The sequence below is a fragment of the Streptomyces sp. NPDC127108 genome, from assembly GCF_042677545.1.
GTDB lineage: Bacteria > Actinomycetota > Actinomycetes > Streptomycetales > Streptomycetaceae > Streptomyces.
The window spans coordinates 40,217-64,825 of sequence record NZ_JBHXTE010000003.1 but is presented as its reverse complement, the minus strand read 5'-3'; the positions used below and the strand labels follow the sequence as shown (position 1 = coordinate 64,825).

At 73.8% G+C, this 24,609-nt stretch carries 25 protein-coding genes; 13 read left to right on the top strand and 12 right to left on the bottom strand.

Annotation, left to right across the window (positions count from 1 at the left end):
• Positions 1-29 precede the first annotated feature (29 nt).
• From ACFVHO_RS03365 to ACFVHO_RS03330, 8 genes are all read right to left on the bottom strand, one after another.
• Positions 30-899 carry a tyrosinase family protein gene (locus tag ACFVHO_RS03365; RefSeq protein ID WP_385709511.1) on the bottom strand — a complete coding sequence of 290 codons (870 nt, stop codon included), beginning with the start codon at positions 897-899 and terminating at the stop codon, positions 30-32.
• Between the two features lie 45 nt (positions 900-944).
• Complete coding sequence (locus tag ACFVHO_RS03360) at positions 945-1,331, bottom strand: tyrosinase family oxidase copper chaperone (protein WP_385709508.1); 387 nt, start codon at positions 1,329-1,331, stop codon at positions 945-947.
• A gap of 45 nt (positions 1,332-1,376) precedes the next feature.
• Complete coding sequence (locus tag ACFVHO_RS03355) at positions 1,377-2,039, bottom strand: vitamin K epoxide reductase family protein (protein ID WP_385709505.1); 663 nt, start codon at positions 2,037-2,039, stop codon at positions 1,377-1,379.
• Positions 2,039-2,542 (bottom strand): DUF5949 family protein, encoded by a 504-nt coding sequence (locus tag ACFVHO_RS03350; RefSeq protein WP_385709502.1) that lies wholly within the window; start codon positions 2,540-2,542, stop codon positions 2,039-2,041. Before ACFVHO_RS03350 ends, ACFVHO_RS03355 begins: the two co-directional genes overlap by 1 nt.
• A gap of 205 nt (positions 2,543-2,747) precedes the next feature.
• Positions 2,748-2,996 carry a chaplin gene (locus ACFVHO_RS03345; protein ID WP_385709499.1) on the bottom strand — a complete coding sequence of 83 codons (249 nt, stop codon included), beginning with the start codon at positions 2,994-2,996 and terminating at the stop codon, positions 2,748-2,750.
• A gap of 114 nt (positions 2,997-3,110) precedes the next feature.
• Positions 3,111-3,389 (bottom strand): hypothetical protein, encoded by a 279-nt coding sequence (locus ACFVHO_RS03340; RefSeq protein ID WP_385709496.1) that lies wholly within the window; start codon positions 3,387-3,389, stop codon positions 3,111-3,113.
• A 283-nt stretch (positions 3,390-3,672) separates the two neighbouring features.
• Complete coding sequence (locus tag ACFVHO_RS03335; protein WP_385709493.1) at positions 3,673-4,362, bottom strand: hypothetical protein; 690 nt, start codon at positions 4,360-4,362, stop codon at positions 3,673-3,675.
• A gap of 297 nt (positions 4,363-4,659) precedes the next feature.
• Complete coding sequence (locus ACFVHO_RS03330) at positions 4,660-4,899, bottom strand: chaplin (RefSeq protein ID WP_385709490.1); 240 nt, start codon at positions 4,897-4,899, stop codon at positions 4,660-4,662.
• A gap of 285 nt (positions 4,900-5,184) precedes the next feature.
• Between ACFVHO_RS03330 and ACFVHO_RS03325 the strand changes: the two genes are divergently transcribed.
• The 9 genes from ACFVHO_RS03325 (at position 5,185) to ACFVHO_RS03285 (ending at position 16,913) form a co-directional block, all read left to right on the top strand.
• The gene (locus tag ACFVHO_RS03325) at positions 5,185-6,300 is read left to right on the top strand and encodes a DUF3344 domain-containing protein (RefSeq protein WP_385709487.1); all 1,116 of its coding nucleotides are present in this window, start codon (positions 5,185-5,187) and stop codon (positions 6,298-6,300) included.
• A 44-nt stretch (positions 6,301-6,344) separates the two neighbouring features.
• Positions 6,345-7,700, top strand: coding sequence for a glycosyltransferase (locus ACFVHO_RS03320; protein ID WP_385709484.1), 1,356 nt, complete (start codon positions 6,345-6,347; stop codon positions 7,698-7,700).
• On the top strand, positions 7,697-9,283 hold the full coding sequence (locus ACFVHO_RS03315; RefSeq protein WP_385709481.1) for a sugar transferase: 1,587 nt from the start codon (positions 7,697-7,699) through the stop codon (positions 9,281-9,283). The genes ACFVHO_RS03320 and ACFVHO_RS03315 overlap by 4 nt, the downstream gene beginning before the upstream one ends.
• A gap of 4 nt (positions 9,284-9,287) precedes the next feature.
• A complete protein-coding gene (locus ACFVHO_RS03310; protein ID WP_385709478.1) occupies positions 9,288-10,793 on the top strand; it encodes an O-antigen ligase family protein in 1,506 nt (501 codons plus the stop codon).
• Positions 10,790-12,601 (top strand): murein biosynthesis integral membrane protein MurJ, encoded by a 1,812-nt coding sequence (gene murJ, locus ACFVHO_RS03305; protein ID WP_385709476.1) that lies wholly within the window; start codon positions 10,790-10,792, stop codon positions 12,599-12,601. The genes ACFVHO_RS03310 and murJ overlap by 4 nt, the downstream gene beginning before the upstream one ends.
• 412 nt (positions 12,602-13,013) lie before the next feature.
• Entirely contained in the window at positions 13,014-13,733 is a 720-nt protein-coding gene (locus tag ACFVHO_RS03300; protein WP_385710067.1) for a polysaccharide deacetylase family protein, read from the top strand.
• A complete protein-coding gene (locus tag ACFVHO_RS03295; RefSeq protein ID WP_385709473.1) occupies positions 13,730-14,887 on the top strand; it encodes a glycosyltransferase in 1,158 nt (385 codons plus the stop codon). Before ACFVHO_RS03300 ends, ACFVHO_RS03295 begins: the two co-directional genes overlap by 4 nt.
• Positions 14,884-15,699, top strand: coding sequence for a lipopolysaccharide biosynthesis protein (locus ACFVHO_RS03290; protein ID WP_385709470.1), 816 nt, complete (start codon positions 14,884-14,886; stop codon positions 15,697-15,699). Before ACFVHO_RS03295 ends, ACFVHO_RS03290 begins: the two co-directional genes overlap by 4 nt.
• Positions 15,696-16,913 (top strand): GNAT family N-acetyltransferase, encoded by a 1,218-nt coding sequence (locus ACFVHO_RS03285; protein WP_385709467.1) that lies wholly within the window; start codon positions 15,696-15,698, stop codon positions 16,911-16,913. The genes ACFVHO_RS03290 and ACFVHO_RS03285 overlap by 4 nt, the downstream gene beginning before the upstream one ends.
• 51 nt (positions 16,914-16,964) lie before the next feature.
• Here ACFVHO_RS03285 and ACFVHO_RS03280 read toward each other — a convergent pair whose 3' ends face one another.
• Positions 16,965-18,230, bottom strand: a complete 1,266-nt coding sequence (locus ACFVHO_RS03280) for a glycoside hydrolase family 26 protein (protein ID WP_385709465.1) — start codon at positions 18,228-18,230, stop codon at positions 16,965-16,967.
• A gap of 169 nt (positions 18,231-18,399) precedes the next feature.
• Here ACFVHO_RS03280 and ACFVHO_RS03275 point away from each other — a divergent pair, with 169 nt between their 5' ends.
• Together ACFVHO_RS03275 and ACFVHO_RS03270 are read left to right on the top strand one after the other, a co-directional pair.
• Positions 18,400-19,755, top strand: coding sequence for an ATP-grasp domain-containing protein (locus ACFVHO_RS03275; RefSeq protein WP_385709463.1), 1,356 nt, complete (start codon positions 18,400-18,402; stop codon positions 19,753-19,755).
• Positions 19,748-21,061, top strand: a complete 1,314-nt coding sequence (locus tag ACFVHO_RS03270) for an NAD(P)-binding domain-containing protein (RefSeq protein ID WP_385709460.1) — start codon at positions 19,748-19,750, stop codon at positions 21,059-21,061. The genes ACFVHO_RS03275 and ACFVHO_RS03270 overlap by 8 nt, the downstream gene beginning before the upstream one ends.
• A gap of 161 nt (positions 21,062-21,222) precedes the next feature.
• Here ACFVHO_RS03270 and ACFVHO_RS03265 read toward each other — a convergent pair whose 3' ends face one another.
• The 3 genes from ACFVHO_RS03265 to ACFVHO_RS03255 form a co-directional block, all read right to left on the bottom strand.
• A complete protein-coding gene (locus ACFVHO_RS03265) occupies positions 21,223-22,155 on the bottom strand; it encodes a chaplin (protein WP_385709457.1) in 933 nt (310 codons plus the stop codon).
• A gap of 106 nt (positions 22,156-22,261) precedes the next feature.
• The gene (locus ACFVHO_RS03260; protein ID WP_380833679.1) at positions 22,262-22,495 is read right to left on the bottom strand and encodes a chaplin; all 234 of its coding nucleotides are present in this window, start codon (positions 22,493-22,495) and stop codon (positions 22,262-22,264) included.
• 334 nt (positions 22,496-22,829) lie between these two features.
• Positions 22,830-23,240 carry a rodlin gene (locus ACFVHO_RS03255; protein ID WP_385709455.1) on the bottom strand — a complete coding sequence of 137 codons (411 nt, stop codon included), beginning with the start codon at positions 23,238-23,240 and terminating at the stop codon, positions 22,830-22,832.
• A gap of 323 nt (positions 23,241-23,563) precedes the next feature.
• On the opposite strand from ACFVHO_RS03255, the gene ACFVHO_RS03250 reads away from it, so the two are divergent.
• Positions 23,564-23,974, top strand: a complete 411-nt coding sequence (locus ACFVHO_RS03250; protein ID WP_087884964.1) for a rodlin — start codon at positions 23,564-23,566, stop codon at positions 23,972-23,974.
• 215 nt (positions 23,975-24,189) lie between these two features.
• Positions 24,190-24,597: a rodlin gene (locus ACFVHO_RS03245; protein ID WP_385709451.1), complete on the top strand. Its 408-nt coding sequence runs from the start codon at positions 24,190-24,192 to the stop codon at positions 24,595-24,597.
• Positions 24,598-24,609: the final 12 nt, after the last annotated feature.

Sequence of the window (24,609 nt, the reverse complement as noted above, 5' to 3'; positions counted from 1 at the left end):
GCCCGCGCGGGCGGTGCCAACGCGTCCGGTTACTCGGCGTACCGGTAGATCGCCTTGTGGCTGAGCATGTCCTGCGGCGTCGTCCGCCACGGCGGCATCGCCTCGCGGCGGGCGACGATGCGCTGGTACTGCGCGTCGCCGAGGGTGGGCGGCTTCGCCGGGAGGTAGGGGGCGGAGTCGGGGCGCAGCCGCTGCCACCGGCTCCACAGCAGGTCCACGAAGGCGTGGTTCAGCCAGAAGACGGGGTCGTTGACGGAGGCGCCGCCGAGCATGTGCCCGCCGACCCAGCGGTGCACCCGGTTGTGGTTGCGCCAGCGCCCGCTGCCGCTCTCCTCCGTCCAGCCCTCCAGGCGGTTGCGGAAGCCCCGCCGTGAGGTGGAGTCCCAGGGCTCGACGTCGTACACCGTCTCCGCCATCGCCCACGCCACGTCCTGGCGGGTCGGCAGTTCCAGCGGGTCGGCGCGGCGCCCGAGGTCACGGGTGAGGAAGTCCCCGTCGGTCACGGCCTCCTTGACGACCCAGCCGTTGCGGCGGGCGAAGGGGCCGGTCATGACCCGCCGGTCGCTCTTCCGCCCGTTGCCGCCCATCAGGTCCTCGCCCCACAGGGACGCGGCCGGGCTGCGGTCCCTCGTCCAGTCCCAGTACGGCACGGTGACGCCGTCGTCGACGCGGCGCAGGGCCCGCTCGAAGTCGAGCAGGAAGCGGCGGTGCCAGGGCAGGAAGCTGGGCGTCATATGGGCGACGCGCAGCCGGTCGTCGCCGTCGGAGATGTAGAAGTCGATGTGCCTGCGGACGAACTCGTCGTATTCGCCCCGGCGTTTGACGCGCAGCACGGCGTCGACGAACCGGCGTCGCTCGGACCGGCTGAGGGCGTTCTGGTTCTTGCGCGTGTAGACCATGGCCGTCGGTGTCCGTCCGTTCTCCGGTCCCGGTGCGGGCGGGGCTCAGTGGAGTCGGCCGCTCAGGGCCTGGTGCGCGCCGAGTTCGTCGACCGCGCCGCGGGCGGCCGCCAGCGGGGTCTCGTACGACTGGTAGTGGTCCAGCATGCTCAGATAGCCGCCGTCGGCGCGGCGCATGAGGCCGAGCGGCTGCCCGTCGACGGTGACCCGCCAGCCGCCGGGCCCGTGCTCGCCCGTCGTGGGCTCGCCCTGGATGCGCCGACCGCGGTACGTCTCGTCGAACCCGGGCCCGCCCGGTGCCCCCGGCAGCCCCTCCTGCTCGTCCTTCGCGCGCAGCCCGCGGAAGGCGCCGACGGCTCCGAGGGCCGCCGCGGCCGCGACGGCGATCAGATGACGGCGGGCCAGCCGGTGGGCTCTGCTTTCGGACGACACCGCGGCATTCTCCTCCCGCGCGGGGACGGATTCGACGAAACGCGGTCAGCTCATCCAGAAATCCCACCAACGGGTGAGGATCAGCATGCCGATGACGCCCGCGTGCAGTGCCGGGAAAACCCATGTGAAGTCATTCATGAACGTACGCAGCCACGCGGGCGCGGGCAGAAATCCATGGCGCACGTTGTGCGAGGTCACGTACCAGAACATGAGGATCGTGGCGGCCCACGCCAGACAGCACCACAGGCACAGCGCGTGGATCCGGTAGAGCGACTGGAATTGCAGCCAGGTGCAGAATGCGACGCCGAAGAGCGTGCCCGCGTTGAGCGTCAGCCAGTACCAGCGGGGAAAGCGGGCCCCGGCGAGGAGGCTCGCGCCGACGCAGAGGACGACGGCGTACGCGGCGAGGCCGAGCAGCGGGTTGGGGAACCCGAACGCGGCGGCCTGCTCGCTCTTCATGATGCTGCCGCAGGACACCACCGGGTTCATGCTGCACCCGGGGACGTAGTCCGGGTCCTTCAGGAGCTTGAGCTTGTCGAGAGTGATGACCCAGGAGGCGAGCAGCCCCGCCGCCGCCGTGAGCACGAGCAGCAGGGCGAGGCCGCGCCCGCCCCCGGCCGTCCGGGAGTTCTCCGGCCGGGGGGCGGTGGCGGGCCGGGCCGCGGCGGCCTGCGCCGGTACCCGCCCCGTGGTCGCGACGGCGCGCATCAGCCGCGCAGCCTGCGCACGGGCAGCAGGCAGTGGGCCGCGTTCAGCATGGTGTCCTCGGACCCGGCGAAGTCGCGCAGCGCCTCCTCGGAGACGGGGCTGCCGGGCTTGCCCTCGGGCCAGGCCACCGTGGTGATCATGAAGTAGGCGTGGCCGCGCTGTTCGACGGCGGCGAGCCACTCGGGCGGGACGACGCACTGGGCCTTGACGTGGGGCATGTTCACGACGGCCTGCTCGGCCTCGACGAGGAGGCTGACCGGCAGGGAGGGGGTGCGGGCGCCGTCCAGGACGGGGCCGCCGAGGGGCAGTTGCTCGTTGCGCAGGAGGGTGCGCATGGCCTCGGCCGTGGCTTCGGGGCCGCCTTCGGCGTCGCCCAGGGAGTAGGCGAGGAGGAAGGCCATGTCCTGCTCGTCCTCCGGGTGTTCGCCGCTCCAGGCGAGGACGGCGAGGGTGCCGAGGTCGGTCACCCGGAAGGTGCGCTGTTCGTTGGAGGTTGAGGTCATGGGCTGCACGCTATAGACGCGTGGGGGCCGCCCGAATCCCTTTGTCACCTGTCTGGCGGAGCGCGGAATCGGCATCACACGATGGGGTCAGCGGGCCCTCGGGATTGACGTGGCCCGGCCCGACGACGCCGAAGGGCCGGTCCCGGCGGTGTGTCGCCGGACCGGCCCTTTCGCCTCCGGGTGCGGAGGCGTCCCCGAGGGGCTTTCAGTCGTTGGTGCCCGAGTTGCCGAACGCCGGGTTGAGGGCGCCGATCAGGTTGGCGGTGTTGCCGACCACGTTGACCGGGACGTGCACGGGGACCTGGCCGAGGTTGCCGGAGCCGACACCCGGGGAGCCGACCGCCGCACCCTCGGCGCTGGCGCCGTCGTCGCTGGCGAAGGCGGAGCCGGACGCGGCGCCCGCGGCGAGTCCCGCGGCGGCGATGACGAGGGCGGCCTTCTTGACATTCTTCATGATCAAAACCTTTCCTTGGGTTTACTGCAGCCTATGGACATGAATGCGGAAAGCTTCGCAATAACACGCCCACGCGTTCCCGCCCCTTATTACCGCATTCCCCCCGTTGCTCGATTACTTGGCGAGCGGAAGGCCACCCAGCAGCTTCGCGGGACCGCCGCCCGAGTTCACGCCCTCCGCGGCGTCCGTGACGGTGTTGACGACGGAGTCCTTGTTCTCGGTGTCCAGCATGTTCGTGCTGACCGGCTTGGTGTCCAGCATCGACTGGCCGAGAACGGTCTCCAGGCCGCCGTTCAGGCTGGTGGGCGTCAGGTCGCTGGCCATCGCGGGCGCGGCGACACCGGCGACGGCCATCGACCCGGCCAGGACAGCGGCAGCCTTGAGGGACTTCATCGTGTTCCTTTCTTCGGCGACTCCGGTCGCCTGTGGGGCACCGTTCAGGCGGCGATTGCCTGCCTCTTGAGTTCACTACGCCTAACGAGCGCAGGACGGTACGGAAACCCCTGAAAGGAAACTTCCCCCGGCCCGCACGGATGAAATCGGGGCCGGAATTCTCATATCAACTGGCGTATTTTCCGGCCGGGTTGACGACGCCACCCGCCGTCCCGGGTACGGGAGCGGCGGGTGGCGGGGTGCGGGGTGCGGGGTGCGGCCGCGGGCCGACCTCGGGCCGACCTCAGACCGGCAACGGCACCGGCAGCTTGGGCAGCGGCAGCGCGTCGGTCGGCAGCTTCGGCAGCGCCGGCAGACCCGGCAGGTTCGGGACCGGCAGGCCGCCGCCGAGGACGGTGGCGACGACGACGTTGACCAGGCCGGTGACGACCGCCGTCACCGCCGGGACGACGGCTGCCGGGTCACCCGCGGTGACGGCCTTGAGGAGGGAGTCGACCGCCTTCTGGAGCGCGGCCAGGGCGTCGCCCTTGAGGTCCATCGGCGCCTTGGCCGCCGGCGCGCCGCCCAGGGGCAGCTGGGGGGTCGCCGGGAGCTGCGGGGTCGTCGGGACCTGCGGGAGCCCGGCGGCGGGTACGGGCACGGGCACCGGGGCCGCAGCCGTGACCTTGGCGATCGCGGCCTTGACGGCGTCGCCGAGCTTCGCGGCGTCCGCCGCCGGAAGCTGGCCGTTGTCCGCCTTCAGGACGGCGTTGAGCAGGTCGGTGACCGGCGTGAGCACGCCGCCGATGTCGCCGAGCGCCTTCACCTGCCCGAGGAGCGCGTCGGCGCCGGGAAGGGGCACCTGCGGCGCGGCCGCCGCCGCCTCGCGCGCCGTGTCGTCGTGGGTGGCGGCGTAGACGGGGCCCGCGGTGCCGAGCAGCAGCGCGGTGCACAGGAAGGTGGTCGCGATGCGCCGTACAGGCAGAGCTCGCATAGGTCATTTCCCTTTCAGTGGTGCGTCGGATCCTGTGATCACCGTCTAAACGGCAACCACGGTCCGCAACCGAGCGACCACGCACTCCGGCGTGTCGGCTCCGGCGGAAACGACATCGGCGCAGGTGAGAAGGGAGAACGGCGGGCGTCCGGCGACCCGGTGGGCGACGTCCATCCGGGGTACCGGAGTACTCCGCCCGGAAGCGCGCGCACACGAAGCGGCGGCCGCCCCCGGAACCGGGGACGACCGCCGCTGTGCCGACTCTGCGTCAGGCGCTGTACGCCGAACGGCCGTACGTCAGTCGTTGACGCAGGTGTTGCCGAACGCCGGGTTCAGCAGGCCGATGACGTTGATGCTGTTGCCGCACACGTTGACGGGAACGTGCACCGGCACCTGGATGGCGTTGCCCGAGACGACACCGGGGGAGTTGGTGGCCGCACCGTGCGCGCCACTGTCGGCGGCGGCGACACCCGCGCCACCGGCCACGGCGGCGGCGGCGACGGCGGACAGGGCAAGGGCCTTGCTGGTACGCGACATGGAGTACTGCTCCTTGTTCTGATGTGCTGCTGATGCGGAAGCCGTGCGTGATGCCCGGTGTGGGGATCAACTGGCTTCCCCGGCAGTCGGTTGTGCGCCCAGATGAGTGATGTCTTCCTCGCGGTTCGGCCACACGCTTCACCAATCCGACACACGCCGCCAAGTCATCAGAAACTCCCGCAATAAACGCTACTGTTGCGCTTCCTTCTGAGTCTATTTCCGTCATACGCGCTCAGATCCACACATTTAATACGATTAACCGCACCGTGGAAGGCCAGTGCCGTCATGCGTCATCTTCTGGGCCCGCGTCGTGTGCTCGCCGTCCTGCTCGCCCTCACCGGGTGCCTCGCGCTGACCGGCACCGGCACCGCCGCCCCGAGCACGGACGCCGCCGCCCCCACCGGTGAGAAGGCGCGCATCCCCTTCGCGCAGCGCTACCACGCGGTCCAGCACGGCGGGATCGTCCGGGCCGCCAACTCGGCGATCACCTGCCGCCGTCCGGTGTCCCGCGCGGCGGCCCCGTGCGCGGACGTGCGGCGCGGCGGGCCCGGCGCCAACCACGACTTCGAGATGTTCTACACGGACATCGACCGCGACCCGAACACATACAACTCCAGCGCGGGCGAGCTCCGGCTGCCCGCCGGGTCCCGGGTCTCGTACGCCCGGCTCTACTGGGGCGGCAACCTCCGCGTCGGGGAGCAGAAGCCGCCCAAGGACAACGGCCGGGTCCTGATCGCCGAGCCCGGCGGCAGCTACCGGGCCGTCCTCGCCGACACCCTGACCGGCCACCGGGTCGCGGGCGGCGCCGACGCGTTCCAGGCGTCGGCCGACGTCACCTCGCTGGTCCGCGGCTCCGGCTCGGGGCTCTACACGGTCGCTCAGGTCAACGTCGCCATGGGGCACTCCAAGACCGGGGCGTGGGGCGGCTGGACGCTGGTCGTGGCGTACGAGAACGCGGCGCTGCCGAAGCGGTCAATCGCGCTGTGGGACGGGTTTGACTCATTCGGAGTAACCGGGCGGCGGCACACGGTGCGGATGAAGGGCGTCCCCCTGGCTTCCGATGCGGCGCGCGGGGGCGGAGTCGTGGGGCTCGTCGCGTACGACGGCGACCGGGGCGTGCGCGGTGACGCGGTGCGCGTGTCCGCCGGGCGCGGCAGGTCCGTGCCACTCTCTGACCGCGCCAACCCCGCCGACGACGTACTGAACTCGACCGTCAGCGAGCCGGGCCGACCGGCCCGCAGGAACCCGGCGTACGCCAACACTCTGGGCTACGACTCCGACGTGCTGCGCCTGCCCGACCGGCTGCGCGGACAGCGCGGCGACCTGACGGTGCGGATGTCCGCGGGGCGCGACGCGGCCTGGACGGGTGTGCTCTTCGCCGCCGTCGACGTGAAGCGGTAGCGCGTATTCCGTCGTCCTGACCCTAGGAACCCAAGGAGTCGTGCATGCAACTGCCGTCGAACTCCTCTCCCGCGCCGCGCGTCCTGCACGTCAGCCAGCCCGTCGACGGCGGCGTCGCCCGCGTCGTCACCGACCTGGTCAGGGCGCAGCGCGCGGCGGGCCTGGACGTGCACCTGGCCTGCCCCGACGGCGGCACCCTCGCCCGGTCGGCGGGGCCCGTCCCCGTGCACCCGTGGGCGGCGGCCCGCTCCCCCGGCCCCGGCCTGCGCACCGAGGTGCGCGACCTCGCCCGGGTCGTGGACGCCGTCCGGCCCACCCTGGTGCACGCGCACAGCGCCAAGGCGGGGCTCGCCGCCCGGGTCGCCGTGCGCGGGCGCGTACCGACCGTCTTCCAGCCGCACGCCTGGTCGTTCGAGGCCGTCGACGGCAGCGTCGCGCTGCTCGCCCGCACCTGGGAGCGGCACGCGGCCCGCTGGACGGCCCGCACCCTGTGCGTCAGCGCGGCGGAACGCGACACCGGCCGCCGCGCGGGCATCACGGGACCCTGCTCCATCGTGCCGAACGGCATCGACCCGGAGCGGTTCGTCCCGGCCGACCGGAGCGCGGCACGCGCCGCGCTGCTCGCGGCGGACGCCGGTCCGTGGGGCCTGGACGCTCCCCGGACGGCGGACGCCCCCTGGGTGGTGTGCGTCGGACGGCTGTGCCGCCAGAAGGGGCAGGACGTGCTGCTGCGCGCCTGGCCGACGGTGGCGGCGCGGGTGCCGGGGGCCCGGCTGGTGCTGGTCGGCGACGGGCCCGACGCGGCGGGGCTGCGGGCGGGGGCGGCCGAGGCGGCGGGGCGTACCGGCGCGGGCGGTTCGTCCGTGGCGCTCGTGGGGGCGGGCAGCTCGTCCGTGAGCCACGGGGGCGCGGGCGGCTCGTCCGTGAGCCACGGGGGCGCGGACCCCGTGACGTACGTGGGCGCGGACCCCGTGACCTTCGTGGGCGCGGGCGGTTCGTCCGTGACGTTCGTGGGCGCCGCCGACGACACCGCGCCCTGGTACCGGGCGGCCGACGTGGTCGTCCAGCCGTCCCGCTGGGAAGGCATGGCGCTCGCGCCCCTGGAGGCCATGTCCTGCGCCCGGCCCGTCGTCCTCTCCGATGTGGACGGCGCCCGCGAGAGCCTGCCGCCCGCGCACCACGCCCACGCCCTGGTCCCGCCCGAGGACCCGGACGCGCTGGCCGACGCCCTGACGGCCCTGCTGCGCGACCCGGCCCTGCGGGAGTCCCTGGGCGCACAGGGGCGCGCGCACGTCCTCGGCCACCACGACGTGCGCCGTACGGCGGCCGCGGTCGAAGCGGTGTACCGCGAACTACTGGGCCCGGCGCCCATCGAGCACAGGGAGTGCAGCACCACGTGAGCGCGGAACGTACCGTCACCTCGTCGTCCGGACACCCGCGGCAGGACGAGCGGCACCGGACCGGGCCGCTCGTCGTCGCTCCCCGGGGAGCACCGGCCGGGCGCGCCGGACGCCGCGGCGGGCAGCCCGTCCACCGCGGCCACCGGGCCTTCGCCCTGCTCACCGCCGACGCGCTCGCCGCCGTGACCGCGACCCTGCTGCTCCCGGACCCGTACCGCTCCCCGGCCCTGCTCGCCCTGCTCCTCACCGGCGTCCTCGCCCTCAACGCCCAGGGCAGGCTGTACGAGGACACTCTCGCGCCGTCCCTCCTCGACGAACTGCCCGCGCTCGCCTGGCGGATCGCCCTCGCCTGGTGCGCCGCCGCGGCCCTCGCCCCCGCCCTGGCCCCGGCGCTCGACCCCCTCGTCCCCCCGTTCACCCCGCTGCCCCCGGCCACCCTCTTCACCGCCGCCGCGCTGCACGGCCTGCTCGGCGCGGGCGGCCGTGCCCTCGCCCACTGGCACCGCAGGTCGGCGGCCGCGCGCAGGCCCCGTCCGGTCCTGGTGCTCGGCCACGGCGGCCAGGCGCGGAGCGTGGCGGCGGCACTCCTTCGGCGGCCGCGGTGCGGGATGCGGCCGGTGGGGGTCGTGGGGGAGACGGGGGACGAGGAGTACGAGGACGCGTACGAGTACGAGTTCGAGCGGGGTGCGGGGCCTGGCGGCGGGCCGGGTGGTGGGCCTGGCGGCGGGCCCGAGCAGCGTGGGGGCGTCGCGCCCGAACTCCCCCTGCTGTCCTCCGAGGACGAACTGCACCGCGCCGTCATCCAGAACGACGTCCGCGCCGTCCTGGCCCTCTCCGGCCGCGCCCCCGCCGATGACGCCCGCGTCGCCGCCCTGCGCGGACTCGGCTGCGAGCTGTGGGAGGTCGACCCGCACGGCCCGGCCGCCCCCGCGCCCCGCGACCGCGCCCGCCCCCTGTTCGTGGCCGGATTCCACTGCCGCCCGCTGGTGGCCGCCGACCGGCCCCGGCCGAGCGCGGGCAAACGGGCGCTCGACATCGTCGTGTCCGGCACCCTGCTCCTGCTCACCGGGCCGCTGCTGCTCGCCTGCGCGCTGGTGCTCCGCGCCACCGAGGGCCCGGGCGTGGTGTTCCGTCAGGAGCGCGTCGGCAAGGACGGCCGGCTGTTCACGCTCCTGAAGTTCCGCACCCACCGCCCCGCCGACCCACAGGAGTCGGCCACCCGGTGGAGCGTCGCGGACGAGCACCGCATGAGCCCCTTCTGCCGGTTCCTGCGCGGCACCTCCCTGGACGAGCTGCCCCAGCTGTGGAACGTGCTGCGCGGTGACATGAGCCTGGTCGGCCCGCGCCCCGAACGGCCCTTCTTCGTCGACCGGTTCAGCCTGCGCCACCCGCAGTACGCGTACCGCCACCGGATGCAGACCGGCATCACCGGCCTCGCCCAGATCCACGGCCTCCGCGGGGACACCTCCATCGAGGACCGGTGCCGCTACGACAACGCGTACATCGACAGCTGGTCGCTCTGGCAGGACCTGTGCATCCTGCTGCGCACGATCGGGTGCCTGCTGCGGCGCACGGGGAGCTGAGCGCGTGGACCAGACCCTGCCGCACCCGGCCCCGCACGCGCACGCCACCCCCGCCCCGCGTCCGCACGCCCCGGACGCCAGCACACCGCACCCCCGCACCTCGCTGCCCCCCGCCCTCCGCCACACGGCCACCGTCCTGCCCGTCCTGCCCGTCGTCGCCCTCCTCGCCCTGCTCGCGCTGCCCGTCCCGGCGGGCGACGGCTCCGGCGGCACCCCCGCCGACGCGTTCTCCGCGCTGGTCGTCGGCTGCGCCCTCGTCCACGTCGTCCGCTCCGCGCGCCGCCCCCTGACCCGGAGCGCCGCCGTGGTCCTCGGCCTGCCCGTCGTCGGCATCGCCGCGGCCGCGTGCGCCTCCTCCTCGGCGGCGACCGGCATCACCGGGGCCGCGCGCTACCTCCAGGTCTTCGTCCTGGTCCCCGCGGCCGTCCTCGTCCTCATCCGGGACGCCCGCCAATTCCGGGTGCTCGCCTGGGCGTTCGTCGGGCTCGCGCTCTTCCAGGGCGCGCTCGGCGTGCACCAGAACCTCACCGGGACCGGGGCGTCGTACATGGGCGCGGACATCCGGGCGGTGGGCACGTTCGGGCCGACGGACGTCATGGGGATGGCGACGGTGGTGTCGTACGGGCTGATCGCCGCCCTCGCCCTCGCCTTCCGGCCGCGCGCGCCCCGGCAGCGGGCCGCCGCGCTGACCTGCGCGGGGCTGCTGACCGTGCCGCTCGCGCTGTCGTTCAGCCGTGGCGCCTGGATCGCGACGGTGGCGGCCTGCGGGGTGGTCCTGCTGCTCGCCGGGGCACGGCACGCGCTGCGGGCCGCGCTCGTGGCGGTCGCTGCGGGCGTCGTCCTGGTGGCCGGGCTCGGCCTCGGGTCGCAGCTGCTCCAGGACCGGCTGACCAGCATCACCGACGTCACGGACGCCCCCGACCAGTCGGTCACCGACCGGTACGCGATGTGGGCGGCGTCCGTCGACATGTGGCGGGACCACCCGGTGACCGGCGTCGGCCTCAAGGGCTTCCCCGAACACCGCGACAGCCACGCCTCCCTGGCCCTGTCCTCCGGCAGCGACACGGCGGGCGCGGGCAGCGAGTTCCGCCGCCAGCCGCTGCTCTCCCCGCACAACATGTACCTCCTCGTCCTCGGCGAACAGGGCCTCCTCGGCCTGCTCGCCCTGGCGGGCAGCTGGCTGGCGCTCCTGGTGTGCGCGGTGCGGGGATGGGCGCGGGTCCGGCCCCGGCACGGCCGGTCGGGGGCCGGGGGCGAGCGCCTCGACTGCGCCCTCGCGGCCTGCGGACTGCTCGTCTGGCAACTGGTCGACTTCATGTACGCCGACATCGGCGGCCCGTCCACGGTGCTGACGGCGGTGGCGCTCGGGGGGTGCGCGTGGTGGGCGCTGCGGGGGAGGGCGGACGACTCGGCGTACGGGAACGGGAGTTCGTACGGCCGTGGGCATTCGTACGGCAGTGGGAGTTCGTACGAGGCGGGCGCGCCGCAGGCCGTGGCGGGGGTGCGATGACGACGTTGCCCGGCACGGAGGCGGGGGCGGGGGCCGAGGCGGGGGCGGAAGCCGAGGCCGAGGTGGATCCCACCCCTCGTACGGACGCACCTTCCGACACCACCGCACCCCCCACCACCGCACCTCCCGACACCACCACCCCTCCTGACACCACCGCACCCCCCGCCTCCGCCCCGCCTCCCGGCACCGCCCCACCCCCCGGCACCGACCCCGCCACCGACCCCGGCAACGCCTTCCTCGCCAAGGCCGCCGTCGTCACCGCCGTCCTGACCGTCGCCGGGTCCCTCCTCGGGCTGGTGCGCGACCAGGTCCTCGCGCACTTCTTCGGGGCCGGGAGCGCGACCGACGCGTTCCTGGTGGCCTGGACCGTGCCCGAGATGGCGGCGACGCTGCTCATCGAGGACGGGCTCGCCTTCTTCCTGGTGCCCGCGTTCAGCCTGGCGCTCGCCCGGCGCGCGGCGGCCGAAGGGAGCGGGTCCGGGCCCGATCCGGTACGCGCCCTGGTCGCCGCCTCCCTGCCCCGGATGACCCTGTGGTTCGTGGGCGCCTGCCTCGCGCTCATCGCCGCGGCCCCGCTCCTGGTGGCCGCGCTCGCACCGGGCCTGCCGGACCCCGGGCTCGCCGTGGACTGCACCCGGCTGACCGCGACCTGCGCCCTGAGCTTCGGCCTCGCCGGTTACTGCAGCGCGGCCCTCCGCGCCCACCAGCGCTTCGCCGCGCCCGCCGCCGTGTACGTCGTCTACAACACCGTCATCATCGCCGCCCTGTTCCTGCTCGCCGCGCCGCTCGGCGTGCGCGCGGCCGCGGTGGGGGTGGCGCTCGGCGGCGTGCTGATGGTCGTCGTACAAGCGCCTTTCCTGTGGCGGGAGTTGCGGCTGCGGGGCGCGGCCGGGGCGGCCGGGCGGGCGGTGGCTCGCGGGGAGCAGGCCGTACGCCTGGAGACGGCCGTCATCTGGACGGTGCTGCTGTTCGCGCTGTGCCGCCAGTCGCAGGTGCTCATCGAGCGGTTCCTCGCGTCCTCGCTGCCCGCGGGGGCGATCTCGCATCTGAACTACGCGCAGAAGGTCGCGCAGATGCCGATGGTCCTGTCGCTGATGCTGTGCACGGTCACCTTCCCGGTGGTCGCGCGAGCCCTTGCCGCGGGCGAGACCGAGCGGGCGCGGGACCGGGTCGAGCGGGACCTGGTGCTCGCCGGGTGCGTGGTGCTCTACGGCGCCGCGGCGATCGTCGCCGTCGCGCCCGACCTGGTCCATCTCCTCTTCCAGCGCGGCGCGTTCACGGCGGCGGACACCTCGGCGACGGCCGCCGTCATGCGGGTGTACGCCATCGGGCTGCTCGGCCACACGCTGGTGGGCGCCCTCGCCCGCGCCCACTTCTCCGTCGGCCGGGCCACCTGGGAGCCGCTGGCCGCGATGGGCATCGGCATCCTCACGACGGCCGGGATCGGCTTCCTGACCGTGGGCACGTGGGGCGTGTACGGCATCGCGGGCGCCAACGCGGCCGGGATCTGCGTCACGGCGGTGCTCCTGCTGCACGCACTCGGGCCGCGCGCCATCCCCCTGCGCACCCGCGCCGTCGCCGGGCAGCTGGGCCGCCTCACCCTCGCCGCCGCGTGCTCGGCGGGCCTGGGCGCCTGGTGCGCCCACCACGTCGGCCCGCCGCCCGTCGCGGTGGTGACGGGCGGCCTGGTGGTGGGGGTGTCGTTCCTGGCGGCCGGGTGGGCGCTCCGCGTACCCGCCCTGCGCGCCGCCACCGCACGCCTCAGCGCCCCCAGCCCCGCCACACGAAAGCGACGCCATGACCGCTGACTTCACACAGTCCGGGAGACCCACGCACCCCACTGACCGGCTGTCGCCCGAGCACCGGACGCCGTCCGAGGACCGGCTGTCGCCCGAGCACCGGACGCCGTCCGAGGACCGGCTGTCGCCCGAGCACCGGGTGTCGCCCGAGCACCGGATGTCGCCCGAGGACCGCGCCCACCCACCCACCCCCCAGCCGCACCCGGGCAACCGCCCGAACCCCCACCCGGCCGCCCCCGACGCCCACCCCACGGACGAGAGCAACGGGTGGGCGGGTGGGAGAAACCGCCGCGCGCAGCGCGGCGCACCCCCCACGGCCCCGCACCCGGGCGCCCAACCCACCCCACCCCCGGGGCCCCCCGCACCCCGCCCACCGCGCCCCGCGAGCGAAAAGCGCCCTGCGAGCCAGTGCTGGATCGCCATGTACCACTCCGTCGCCGACCCCGCCGACGACCCGTACAACATCACCGTCTCCCCCGACCGCCTCGACGCGCAGTTGGCCTGGCTGGGCCGCCGCGGCCTGCGCGGGGTGTCGGTGGAGCGGCTCCTGGAGGCATGCCGCCGGGGGCGGGGGCACGGCCTCGTGGGGCTCACCTTCGACGACGGGTACGCCGACTTCCTCGACCACGCGCTGCCCCTGCTGCGCCGCCACGACTGCACCGCCACCGTCTTCGTACTGCCGGGCCGTCTCGGCGGCGACAACGCCTGGGACCCGCTTGGCCCGCGCAAGCCCCTCCTGGACGCCGACGGCATCCGGAGCGCCGCCGAGCAGGGCATGGAGGTCGCCTCGCACGGCCTGACGCACGTCGACCTCACCCGGGCCGACGACCACGCCCTACGCCGCGAGGTCGCGGACAGCCGGTCCGCCCTGGCCGACCTGACGGGACGTGACGTACGGGGATTCTGCTATCCGTACGGCCACGCGGACCCCCGCGTCCTGGCCGCCGTGCGCGCCGCCGGGTACGCGTACGGCTGCGCCATCGCCCCGGGCGACCTCACCGGCCCGCTCGCCCTGCCCCGCATCCACGTCGGGCAGAGCGACACGGCCCTGCGGCTGCGCCTGAAGCAGGCCACCGGCGGGCCGCGCGGCCGCACCCTGCGCCCGGACCACACCCCGCTCCCGGCGGCGGTGACCGCGTGAGGGTCCTGCACATCATCACCGGGCTCGGCATGGGCGGCGCCGAGCAGCAACTGCGCCTGCTGCTCCGCCACGTACCGGCCACCTGCGACGTCCTGACCCTCACCAACGCGGGCAGCGTCGCCCGTGGCATCACCGCCGACGGCACCCGCGTCACCGACCTCGGCATGGCGGGCAACCGTGACGTCACCGCCCTGCCCCGCCTGGTCCGGCTGATCCGCGCGGGCCGCTACGACGTCGTCCACACCCACCTCTACCGCGCCTGCCTGTACGGGCGGATCGCGGCCCGCGTCGCCGGGGTGCGGGCGGTCGTGGCCACCGAACACTCCCTGGGCGACTCGCAGATGGAGGGGCGCCCGCTGACGTCCGGCGTGCGCGCGCTGTACCTCGCGGGGGAGCGGCTCGGCCGGATGACCGTCGCCGTGTCCCCGGCCGTCGGCGCCCGCCTCAACCGGTGGGGCGTGCCCTGGCAGCGCATCCGCGTGGTGCCCAACGGCATCGACGCCGAACGCTTCCGCTTCGACCCGGCCGCCCGCGCGGCCGTGCGCGAGCGCCTCGACCTGCCCGCCGACGCGTTCGTCATCGGCGGCGTCGGCCGCCTCACCGAGGGCAAGCGCTTCGACGTCCTGCTGCGCGCCGCCGCCCAACTCCCGGCCGACGTACGGGTGCTGCTCGTGGGAGCGGGACCGCAGGAGCCGGAGCTGCGCCGTCTCGCCGGGCGGCTCGGCCTCGCCGACCGGGTGCGGTTCGCGGGCGAGACCGCACACGAAGACGGCGGCGACGGCGGCCCGGCGCACGCCGCCACGCATCTGCCCTCGCTGCTCTCGGCCATGGACACGCTGGCCTCCCCGTCCCCGGAGGAGGCGTTCGGCCTCGCCCTCGTGGAGGGCCTGGCCTGCGGCCTCCCCGTCCTGTACGCGTCCTGCCCCGCCGTCGAGGGGCTGCCCGCGCACGAGCGCACCAACTCCGCGTACTGCGCGAGCGACCCCGACTCCTTCGCACAGGTCCTGTACGGCCTGCGCAGATCAGGACCACCGCGGCAGCGCACGGCACCCGCCGCGGTGCGGCACTACGACATCACCCGCAGCGCCGGTCGGCTGATGGACGTCTACGCGTCCGTGCTCACCGGCCCGAACCAGGAGGTGAACTCTCCATGAGCGCCCCTTCGAGCGCCCCTTCGGACACGACCACCACGTCCGGCGACAAGTCGAGCGGTACGTCAGGTGCCACCGGCAGCACCGGCACCACCGGCAGTGCGACCGGCACGGGCGGCACCGACAGCACGCCGGGCACCCAGGCACCGTCCGCCCAGGCCGCCCAGGCCACCCCCCGCCCGGCCTCCCTCACCCCCCTCACACGACTCACCCGGCTCCCCCGGCTCCCCCGCTGGACCGTCCTGCCGGCCTGCGCGGCCCTCGGCGCCCTGGCGGGCGGCACGTACGGGCTGCTCCAGACCCCGGAGTACACCGCCACCAGCTATGTCGTCGCCGTGCCCGGAGCCAAGGCCGACCCGGCCACCGCCCTGGGCTTCGCGCAGGCCTACGGCAGGGTCGCCACCCAGCTCGCCGTCCTCGGGGACGCCCAGATCGCCGCGGGCATCTCGCCCACCGAGCTGCAGGACCGCGTCAAGGTGGCGACCTCGCCCGACGCCCCCATGATCTCGGTGTCCGCGTCGGCCGACCGGCCGGGCGACGCCGCCACCCTCGCGAACGCGGTGTCCCGCGCGCTCACGACGAGCGCCGGCCACACCAAGGACAGCACCCGGGTCAAGCTCCTGCCGTTCTCCCGCGCCGTCGCGCCCGCCGCGCCCTCCTCGCTCTCCGCCCCGGTGACCGCCCTGGTCGGCCTGTGCGCGGGCGGCCTGCTCGGCGGCCTCGGGCTCCTGGTGCGCCCCCGCGCCGCCGCCAGGACGCTGCCCGACGGCGCCGTGCCGGGGCCCGCGTCCGCCGAGGTCCGGGGCGGCGCGTGACGACGGCGACCCGGTCCGGGCTCACCACCGGACTCTGCGTGGACGAGGCCGAGTTCGCGTCCCTGGCAGGGCCCTGGCGGCGGCTGTACGAGCAGTGCGCGGAGGCGACCCCGTTCCAGAGCCACGCGTGGCTGACCTCGTGGTGGCACTCGTACGGCCGCCGCGGGCGGCTGCGGGTGCTCCTCGTCCGCGACGGCGGCGAACTCGTGGCGGCGGCGCCGCTGACGCGGGTGTACGGGCCCGTCCCCGCGCTGCGACCGCTCGGCGGCGCCATCTCGGACTTCGCGGACGTCCTGCTCGCCGCCGACGGCCGCGAGCGCGCGGCGGACGCCCTCACCGAAGGGTTGCGCGGGCTCGCCCGCGGCGCCCTGATCGACTTCCGCGAGGCGCGGCCCGGCGCCTGCGTCGAGAGCGTGTACGAGCGGTGGCGCGGCCCGCGCCGCGCGCTCACCGACTCGCCCTGCCTCGAACTGCCGCCGCTGCCCGTCGACGAGCTCCTGAAGCGGCTGCCCACGGCGACGGCCCAGCGCGCCCGCGCCAAACTGCGCAAGCTGACGGCGGTCGGCGTCCAGGCCCGGGTCGTACCCGCCGACGAGGTGGAGACGTCCCTCGCCACCCTCCTGCGGCTGCACCAACTCCAGTGGCAGGGGCGCAGGGTGACGACCGAACACCTCCGGCCGCGCTTCCGCGAGCATCTGCTGCGCTCCGTGCGCCCCATGGTGGCGGCGGGCGACGCGGTGGTCACGGAGTTCCATGTGGACGGGGAGGTCCTTGCCGCCGACGTCACCCTGCTGTCCGCGCGGCTCGCGGGCGCCTACCTCTACGGCGCCCATCCACGCCTGCGCGAACGCAAGGTCGACGTGGCCACGATGCTGCTCGACGCCTGCACCCGGCACACCACGGGCGCCCACCCGCGCACCCTGTCCCTGCTGCGCGGCGACGAACCGTACAAGCACCACTGGCGCCCCGACCCGGCCCCCAACCGCCGCTTCCTCCTCGCCCACGCCCGCACGGCCCCGCTGCTCGCGGCCGCGGTGGGCGAGGCCGCGGCGCGGGAGTGGGCGCGGGGAGTGCGCCGGGAACGGCAACTGCGGCAGCAGGGGCGCGAACGTGCGGGGCGTACGAGTGGGGGGAGTAGCGGTGGGGGGAGTGCGGGCCGTGGAGGTGAGGGTCCCGGAGGTGAGGGGCGGCCCGGTGGCGGAACTTCCCCGTGAAGGTTCCGCCACCGCGCCGGGCCAATCCGCCCCCGCGCCCCGCGCGCCCCCTCAGGCGCGCGGCCGCTCCTTGCGCTCCCACCAGTCGAACCGCAGGCACAGCTTCCCGCCCAGCCAGTACTCGACCCAGTCGCCCAGGTCCAGCGGCGAGCAGAGCGGCGGGCGAACCGGAGTGGTCGGTTCGGTCGGCTTCGGCGTCGGGTTCACCGGCAGGCCGGAGAGCGCCTCGCGGTACACCTTCGTGGACTTGGGGTTGTCCTTGCACTGCCACACGCCGTGCGGGCAGTAGTCCGTGACCGTGTTGTACAGCGGCTTGTGCTCGGCCATCCACTTCAGCATCCGGCGCATGTACTCGTCGTTGTCGCCGTTGCGGAAGAGCCCCCATTCCGGATACGAGATGGGCTTCTTGTGGGCCTTCGCGAAATCCACGTGGTGCTGGAGCCCGTACTCCTCCGTCACCTGCTGGTCGAACGTCACACCGCTGGGCTGGTCGTACGAATCGAGGCCGATGATGTCGACCAGGTCGTCACCGGGATAGCAATCGGTCCACGGAATGGCGTCCCGACCGCGATTCGGGGTGAAATCGAACTTGAATTTCTGCCCCGGCACCGAACGCATCGTGGTGACGATTCGTTTCCAGTACGTCTTCCAGGATTCCGGATCCGGACCGCAACGATGGGTGTACGTGGTGCCGTTCATCTCCCAGCCGAGCACGATCACCGTGTCCGGCACCCCGAGGTCGACGAGCCGCTTCGCGAGGACGCGGAAGTGCTCGTCGAAGAGCCCGGACGCGCCCTGCCGCAGCATCGCGCGCACCTGCCAGTCGCCGAGGCGGTCCTCGTTGCGCTCCAGCATCGGCACGTTCAGGACGAACATCCGGTCGTCCTTGGCCTTGCGCCAGTCCGCCCAGCTCTCCAGGAAGCGCGGCGCGCCCTCGATGTTGCTCCACCGGTCACCCGGGAGGTACGTGTGCCCGACCCGCAGCTCGGTCCCGTCCAGCCACTTGCTCAGCTCGGTCATGCGGTCGACGCCGAGGGGGCCGTAGTCGAGGTAGGCGCCGATGGCGGGGGGCTCGGGGTCGGCGGGGGCGGGGCTCCCGGTGGGCGCGGGGCTCCCGGCGGGGGCGGGGGTCTGTGCGGGGGCCGGGTCCGGGCTCTGCGCGGGCCCGGGCGTCGGCTCCGCCGCCGGCACCTTCCCCGCGGTGTGTCCGGGCACGGCGACCACAGCCGTCGACGCGATGATTCCGGCAGCGACGAAGGCCAGCCGTTTTCCGCGTCGGCCCGTTCTCTCGCTGCGTCGGCTACGCCGTGGGTTCATGACTGCTCCTCGTGGACCGGTCACACATATTTCTGACGCGATGGATCGCTGTCGCTGCTGACGTCCCGTACTGACGTTCCGTCATATGTATTTCTTTTGCGCCAATCGAGTCTTTAATCCTCCGTGACCGCACATCGCCCCATTGGGCGAGCGATCAGTAAGGCCGACCTTGCATTCTCTGGACACACGCGTTCCCGCGGTCCTGCTGCGGATCGACCGGAACCCCTTTCACCACGGCACGCTGGGCGCGGTGCGCTCCCTCGGCCGGGAGGGGGTGGAGGTGCACCTGGTGGCCGACGACGAGCACAGCCCGGTCGCCCGCTCCCGCCACCTCCACCGCATGCACCCGCCACCCCCGCCCACGGCCACACCGCAGGACGTCCGCGCGGTCCTGCTGCGGGTCTCCGCCCGCGTCGGCCGCCCCGCCGTCCTGATCCCCCTGGACGACGCGGGCGCCCTCGCCGTCGACGCCGTCCGCGAGGCCCTCGCCGACCGCTATCTGCTGCCCCGGCCCGCCCCCGGCCTGCCAGGACGCCTCGCCGACAAGGCAGCCCTGGCGGCCCTGTGCGCGCGCGTCGGCGTGGCGCACCCGCCGACGGTCGCGCCCACGACGCCCGCCGACGCGGCCGGGGCGGTGACGGCCCTGGGCGCCCCGGTGGTCGCGAAGTGGAGCCGCCCCTGGCTGCTGCCCCGCGGCAGCGGCCTGCGCAGCGCCGTCCTGGTCCGCTCCCCGCGCGAGGCGGCGGCGCTGCACGAGCGCACCGCGGCCGCGGGCAGCCGCCTGCTGCTCCAGGCGTACGTACCCGGCGGCCCCGAAGCCGACTGGTTCGTGCACGGGTACGTCGGCCGCGACGGCGAGGTGTTCGGCGGCGGGACGGGCCGCAAGCGCCGGGCCCGGCCCCGCGCGGCCGGGCTCACGGCGGTCGGCGAGTGGGCGGACGACGCGGGCCTGTGGGCGCTGGCCCGGCGGCTGCTCGCGGGCGTCGGCTACCGGGGCGTGTTCGACCTGGATTTCCGCAGGGACGCCCGCACCGGCACGTACCACCTGCTCGACTTCAACCCGCGCCCCGGCGCCCAGTTCCGCCTCTTCGCGGACGGCACCGGCACCGACGTGGTGCGCGCCGCCCACCTCGACCTGACGCACCGCCCGGTCCCGGCACCGGCCCCGCTGCCGGGCCGCGCCTTCGTCGTGGAGAACTACGCGCCGCTGACGGCACTGCGCACCCGGCTCACCCCGCGCCGCACCCGCAGAACCCCGGAACGACGGCCCCCGGCAGCGGAGTTCGCCTGGTCGGGCGCCGACGCCGCCGACGACCCCGCCCCGGCCGCCGACCTGTGGCGCCGCTGGCGCCGCCACGTCCTGCGCCACGCGTGCGCCCGGTTCGCGGGCGGCACCCAGAACATCCTGCTGACGCTGTCCACCAGGGCGCGGGAGACCTCCCCCGCCGTCCTGTCCGGCACGGCTCTGTCGGGCACGACCCTGTCCGGCACGACGAACAGAGAGCGAGCGGTCACCGATGCATGACCTGCTGATCGTGGGAGCGGGCCCCTACGGCCTGTCGATCGCCGCGCACGCCGCGGCGGCCGGCCTGGACGTACGCGTCTTCGGCCGGCCCATGGCCTCCTGGCGCGACCACATGCCCCGCGGCATGTTCCTGAAGTCGGAGCCCTGGGCCTCCGACCTCTCCGACCCCGGCGCCCGGTACGGCCTGGCCGCGTACTGCGCGGGCGAGGGCCTGCGCGCGGAGCACGGGGTACCGCTGCCGGTCGAGCACTTCGCCGCGTACGGCCTGTGGTTCGCCGAGCGGGCCGCGCCACCGGTCGACGAACGCCTGATCCGGTCGGTCCGCCCGCTCACGGACGGCTTCGCCGTCACGACCGCCGACGGCGAGACCTGCCACGGCCGCACGGTGGCACTCGCCGTCGGCGTCATGCCGTTCGTCGAAATCCCCTCCCTGGTACGGGACCTGGGCCCCGCCCGCGTCTCGCACAGCAGCCACCACGCGGACCTGCGCCCCCTGCGCGACAAGGACGTCACGGTCCTCGGCGCGGGCCAGGCCGCCCTGGAGACGGCCGCGCTCCTCGCCGAACAGGGCACCCGCGTACGCGTCCTGGCCCGCGCCCCCCAGGTGCGCTGGAACACCCTGCCGCCCGCCCTGCACCGTCCCTGGTGGCAGTCGGCACGCGCCCCGCACAGCGGCCTCGGCTGCGGCTGGCGCAACTGGTTCTACGCCGAACGCCCCGGCCTCTTCCGGCTGCTCCCGGAACCCACCCGCGCCCGCGTCTGCGCCACCGCCCTCGGCCCGGCGGGCGCCTGGTGGGTGCGGGACCGCGTCGAAGGACCGGCGGGCGGCACCCCGACGACGGCCGGGGCGACCCGCTCCGGCACCGCGATCGAGGTCGTCACCGGACACCGGCTCACCGGCGCCCGCCACCACGACGGGCAGGTGCTCCTGTCCACCCACGGCCCGGACGGCGCCGCGGACTTCGAGACCGACCACGTCCTCGCGGCCACCGGCTTCCGCGCCCTGACCCACCGCATCGACGTGCTCGACCTGGGCGTAAGGGACACCCTGCGCCAACTCCCCGACGGATCCCCGTACGTGGACACCGGGTTCGAGACCTCCCTGCCCGGCCTGTTCGTCGCCGGTCTGCCGACCGCGTCGAGCTTCGGCCCCGCGATGCGCTTCGTACAGGGCGCGGGCTTCACGGCGGCGCGCCTGGTGGCGGGGGTACGACGGCGGGTGCGGCGGCCGGGCGCCGTGCCGGTGGCCCGCGCCGCCGATGCCACCGGCAGGACGCCGTACGAGAGCGGGGCACCCGGGCGCTGACGGGCACCCACGCACGAAGCGGACGGGTCGCCCGTCGACCCGCCCGCTTCGGCGTTACCGCACTTCTTGCTGCTGCCTCTTACAACTGTTTCTTCTTCTTACTTCTTCTTACTGCCGTTCCCTCTTCGCTCCCGGCGTGGTTCAGGACGTGCCGCGTCCGCTCAGGACGTGCTGCGTCCCCGCCGGTAGAGCAGGGCCCCGCCGACCAGCAGTCCGGCGCTGGCCGCGGCGGCCGCGAGGGCGTTCTGGTCCATGCCGGTCGCGGCGAGCTGGCTGCCGTGCTCCGGCGCCTCGGCGCGCGGGGCGGGACGCTGCGGCCTGGCGGTCGCGGCGGCCTTCAGGAACTCCGGGGCCCTCGGCACCGTGCGCGGCGGCCGGTGCGGCTCGGGCGGCGTGACCCGCTCGGCGGGAGGCTCGGGCTTGACCGGCGGCACGTGCGGCTTCGGCTCCGGGGGCGTCTCCTCGGGGGCCTGGCCGCACTTGTTGCCGGTGGTCCCGGAGAGCGCCGCGACGACCTCGACGGCGTTGCCGCACGCGTTGATCGGCACGTCGAACGGGGCCTGGAGGAGGTTGCCCGCCAGCACACCGGGCGAGTGGGACGCCTCGCCGAGGGCACTGGCACCGCCGCCGTCGTCCGCGGGTTCCGGGGTCTCCGGCTCGGTCGCGGGCTTGGAGGCGGGAGCCTGGGCGGGCTCGGGGGCCGCGCGCTCCGGGGCGGGTGCGGGGGCCGCGCGCTCCGGGACGGGCGCGGGGTTCGGTGCGGGCCTCGGCACGGGCGCGGGCGCGGGCTTCGGCGCGGCCTCGCGCTGCGGTGGAGCCGCACGCTCCGGTGCCCGCTCGGCGGTCGGGGACGACGTGTGCGCGCACGAGTTGCCCATGGCCGGGTTTCCCGCGCCCACGCCGTTCACCGAGTTGCCGCAGACGTTCAGCGGCACCTCCAGCGGGGCTTGCACGTTGTTGCCCGACAAGAAGCCGGGCGAGCCCGTGGCCTGTCCGTGCGCATCGGCTGCGGCGAACGCGGACTGGCCGGGCAGGGACAGGATGCTCGTGGCGGCCGCCGCCGAGAGCACCCCTTTGGTGAGGGCCTGTCGCAATCTAGTGGTCTTCCTCTGAGCGAAGGGGAGCCGGCCTTGGGAGCCCTGAGGCCCGCCAAGGCCGGCGGTGACACGGCCTGGACGACCGGGTCGCTACGTCAGTACGTCAGTCGTTGACGCAGGTGTTGCCGAACGCCGGGTTCAGCAGCGCGAGGAGGTCGGCGCTGTTTCCGCACACGTTGACGGGAACGTGGACGGGAACCTGCACGAGGTTGCCGGAAAGGACACCCGGGGAGTGGGCAGCCACACCGTCGGCACCCGCGTCGGCGAATGCCGGGGCACCGAAGCTCAGTGCCAGGACAGCACCAGCGATGACGGTTGCGCTCTTCTTGAGCTTCACAGATCTTCCCTTCTGACCGGTCGCGCCTTAACGGCGGTGAGAGCCGGGCGGGCAGTATCTTCACCCGCACCGCGACCTGAGTCCTGACCAACGACCACCAAGAGCAGAAGAAACCAGCAGCACCCCGGAATTCCCAGATTCACTCGACTGCTGTCGGCAGCTATTGCATATCGGGATACCAAAAGCCGTACGCGAAGAAGTCAGGCGGCCGAATTCATGTCGGAGCCATCCGAATTAAAGGCCGAACCTGCCGGATCCAGGCGTGGAAAAGCCGCTCGGGCCGCCCCGCTCGAAGGAGTCGGGGCGGCCCGGGCGGTCGCTGCGGCGTGCTGGCTCAGCCGTTGTGCTCGCCGTTGCCGGAGAGAACCGGGATGTCGCTGAGGATGTGCGACAGCGGCTCGTCGCCCTTGGCCTGCGTGGAGTTCTCCGTGCACTGCTGGTTCTGCGGCGCCGACAGGATCGGGATGTCCTGGACCGCGACCGGCACGACACCGACGATGGAGCCGATGTTGCCCTTGACCGGCAGGCCGACACAGGGCTTGTTCAGAGACCCCTGGACGAGGGACAGCTGCGGGCTCATGTCGCCCTTGGTGACGGAGTTGCCGAACGCCTGCTTGGCGCCGTTGCCGCTCGCCGACTGGGTGCCGGCGTCGTCACCGATGGCCATCGCGGCAGGAGCTGCGGTGGCAGAGATTCCGACGACGGAGACGGCGACCGCAGCCGCTGCCATTGCCTTCTTGAGCATTTGCTGTTCCTTTTCTTGGCAGAAGCACAGGTTACTGCGGGCTGCTCAACTCACCGTCGGACGTTTGGTTCCGCTCATTCACTCCATCGGATCTTTTCCGCGGACCGGGTGCGCTCGGCGCATTCATATAAATGCGCACCACCATGAGCGGCGCCGTACCCAACGATCGGATTATCCGCACAACGCCACCATCGGACTGCCCGAAACGGACCCGAACCTGGGCCATTGGTGGGCCATAAGAGTGAACAGCAGCAACCCCGCACCGCTGCGGCAGTTGCTCAGGGTGCTCCACGGACGGGGTTCATATCCAGAAGGGAAATGCTGTGCTCAAGAAGGTTATGACTGCGGCCGCGGTCACGGCTTCCGTCGTCGGTGCGTCGGCTGCCACTGCTTCCACGGCGTCCGCCATCGGTGACGACAACGGCACCCAGACGATGAGCGGCAACCACGCCTCCCAGACGTTCGGCAACTCCGCCACGTACGGGAACATGAGCCCGCAGATGGCGCTCATTCAGGGCTCCCTGAACAAGCCCTGTATCGCGCTGCCCGCCAAGGCCAACATCGGCTCCATCGTCGGCCTGGTGCCGGTCGCGGTCCAGGACATCCCGATCCTGTCGGCGCCGCAGAACCAGCAGTGCACGGAGAACTCCACGCAGGCCAAGGGCGACGAGCCGCTGTCGCACCTGCTCAACGACATCCCGGTTCTCTCGGGCAACGGCGTCAACAACCACTGACACCGGCACCAAGTCCAGCGGGCCGCCACCTCTCCTCGGCGGCCCGCTGTTTTGGGCTTCCCGGACCGGTCGGCGGCTGTCGTCGCGCCCGCCCGTTTCTCCGCTCAGCACACTATTCGGCCGACCGGGCTAATCGCCGAAACCACGGTTCCGTCGGCCAGTTGACCACCATGCGGCTCCGCAACGGAGCCTGTCTCCGAAGGGAATTCCTCACCATGAAGAAGATCTTGGCAACCGCCGCGATCGCCGCATCCGCCGCCGGCATGACGGCCGTCACCGCCCCCTCCGCCATGGCCATCGGCAACGACACGGGCACCACGTCCGTCAGCGGCAACGGCGCCGAGCAGACGTTCGGCAACTCCGCCACGCACGGCAACATGAGCCCGCAGATGTCCCTGGTCCAGGGCTCCCTCAACAAGCCCTGCATCGGCCTGCCCGCCAAGGTCAACGCCGGTTCCATCGTCGGCCTCGTGCCGGTCGCGGTCCAGGACATCAACGTCCTCTCCGCCCCGCAGAACCAGCAGTGCACGGAGAACTCCACGCAGGCCAAGGGCGACGAGCCGCTGTCGCACATCCTCAGCGACATCCCGATCCTCTCGGGCAACGGCGCCGGCAACCACTGACGCACCGGGGCC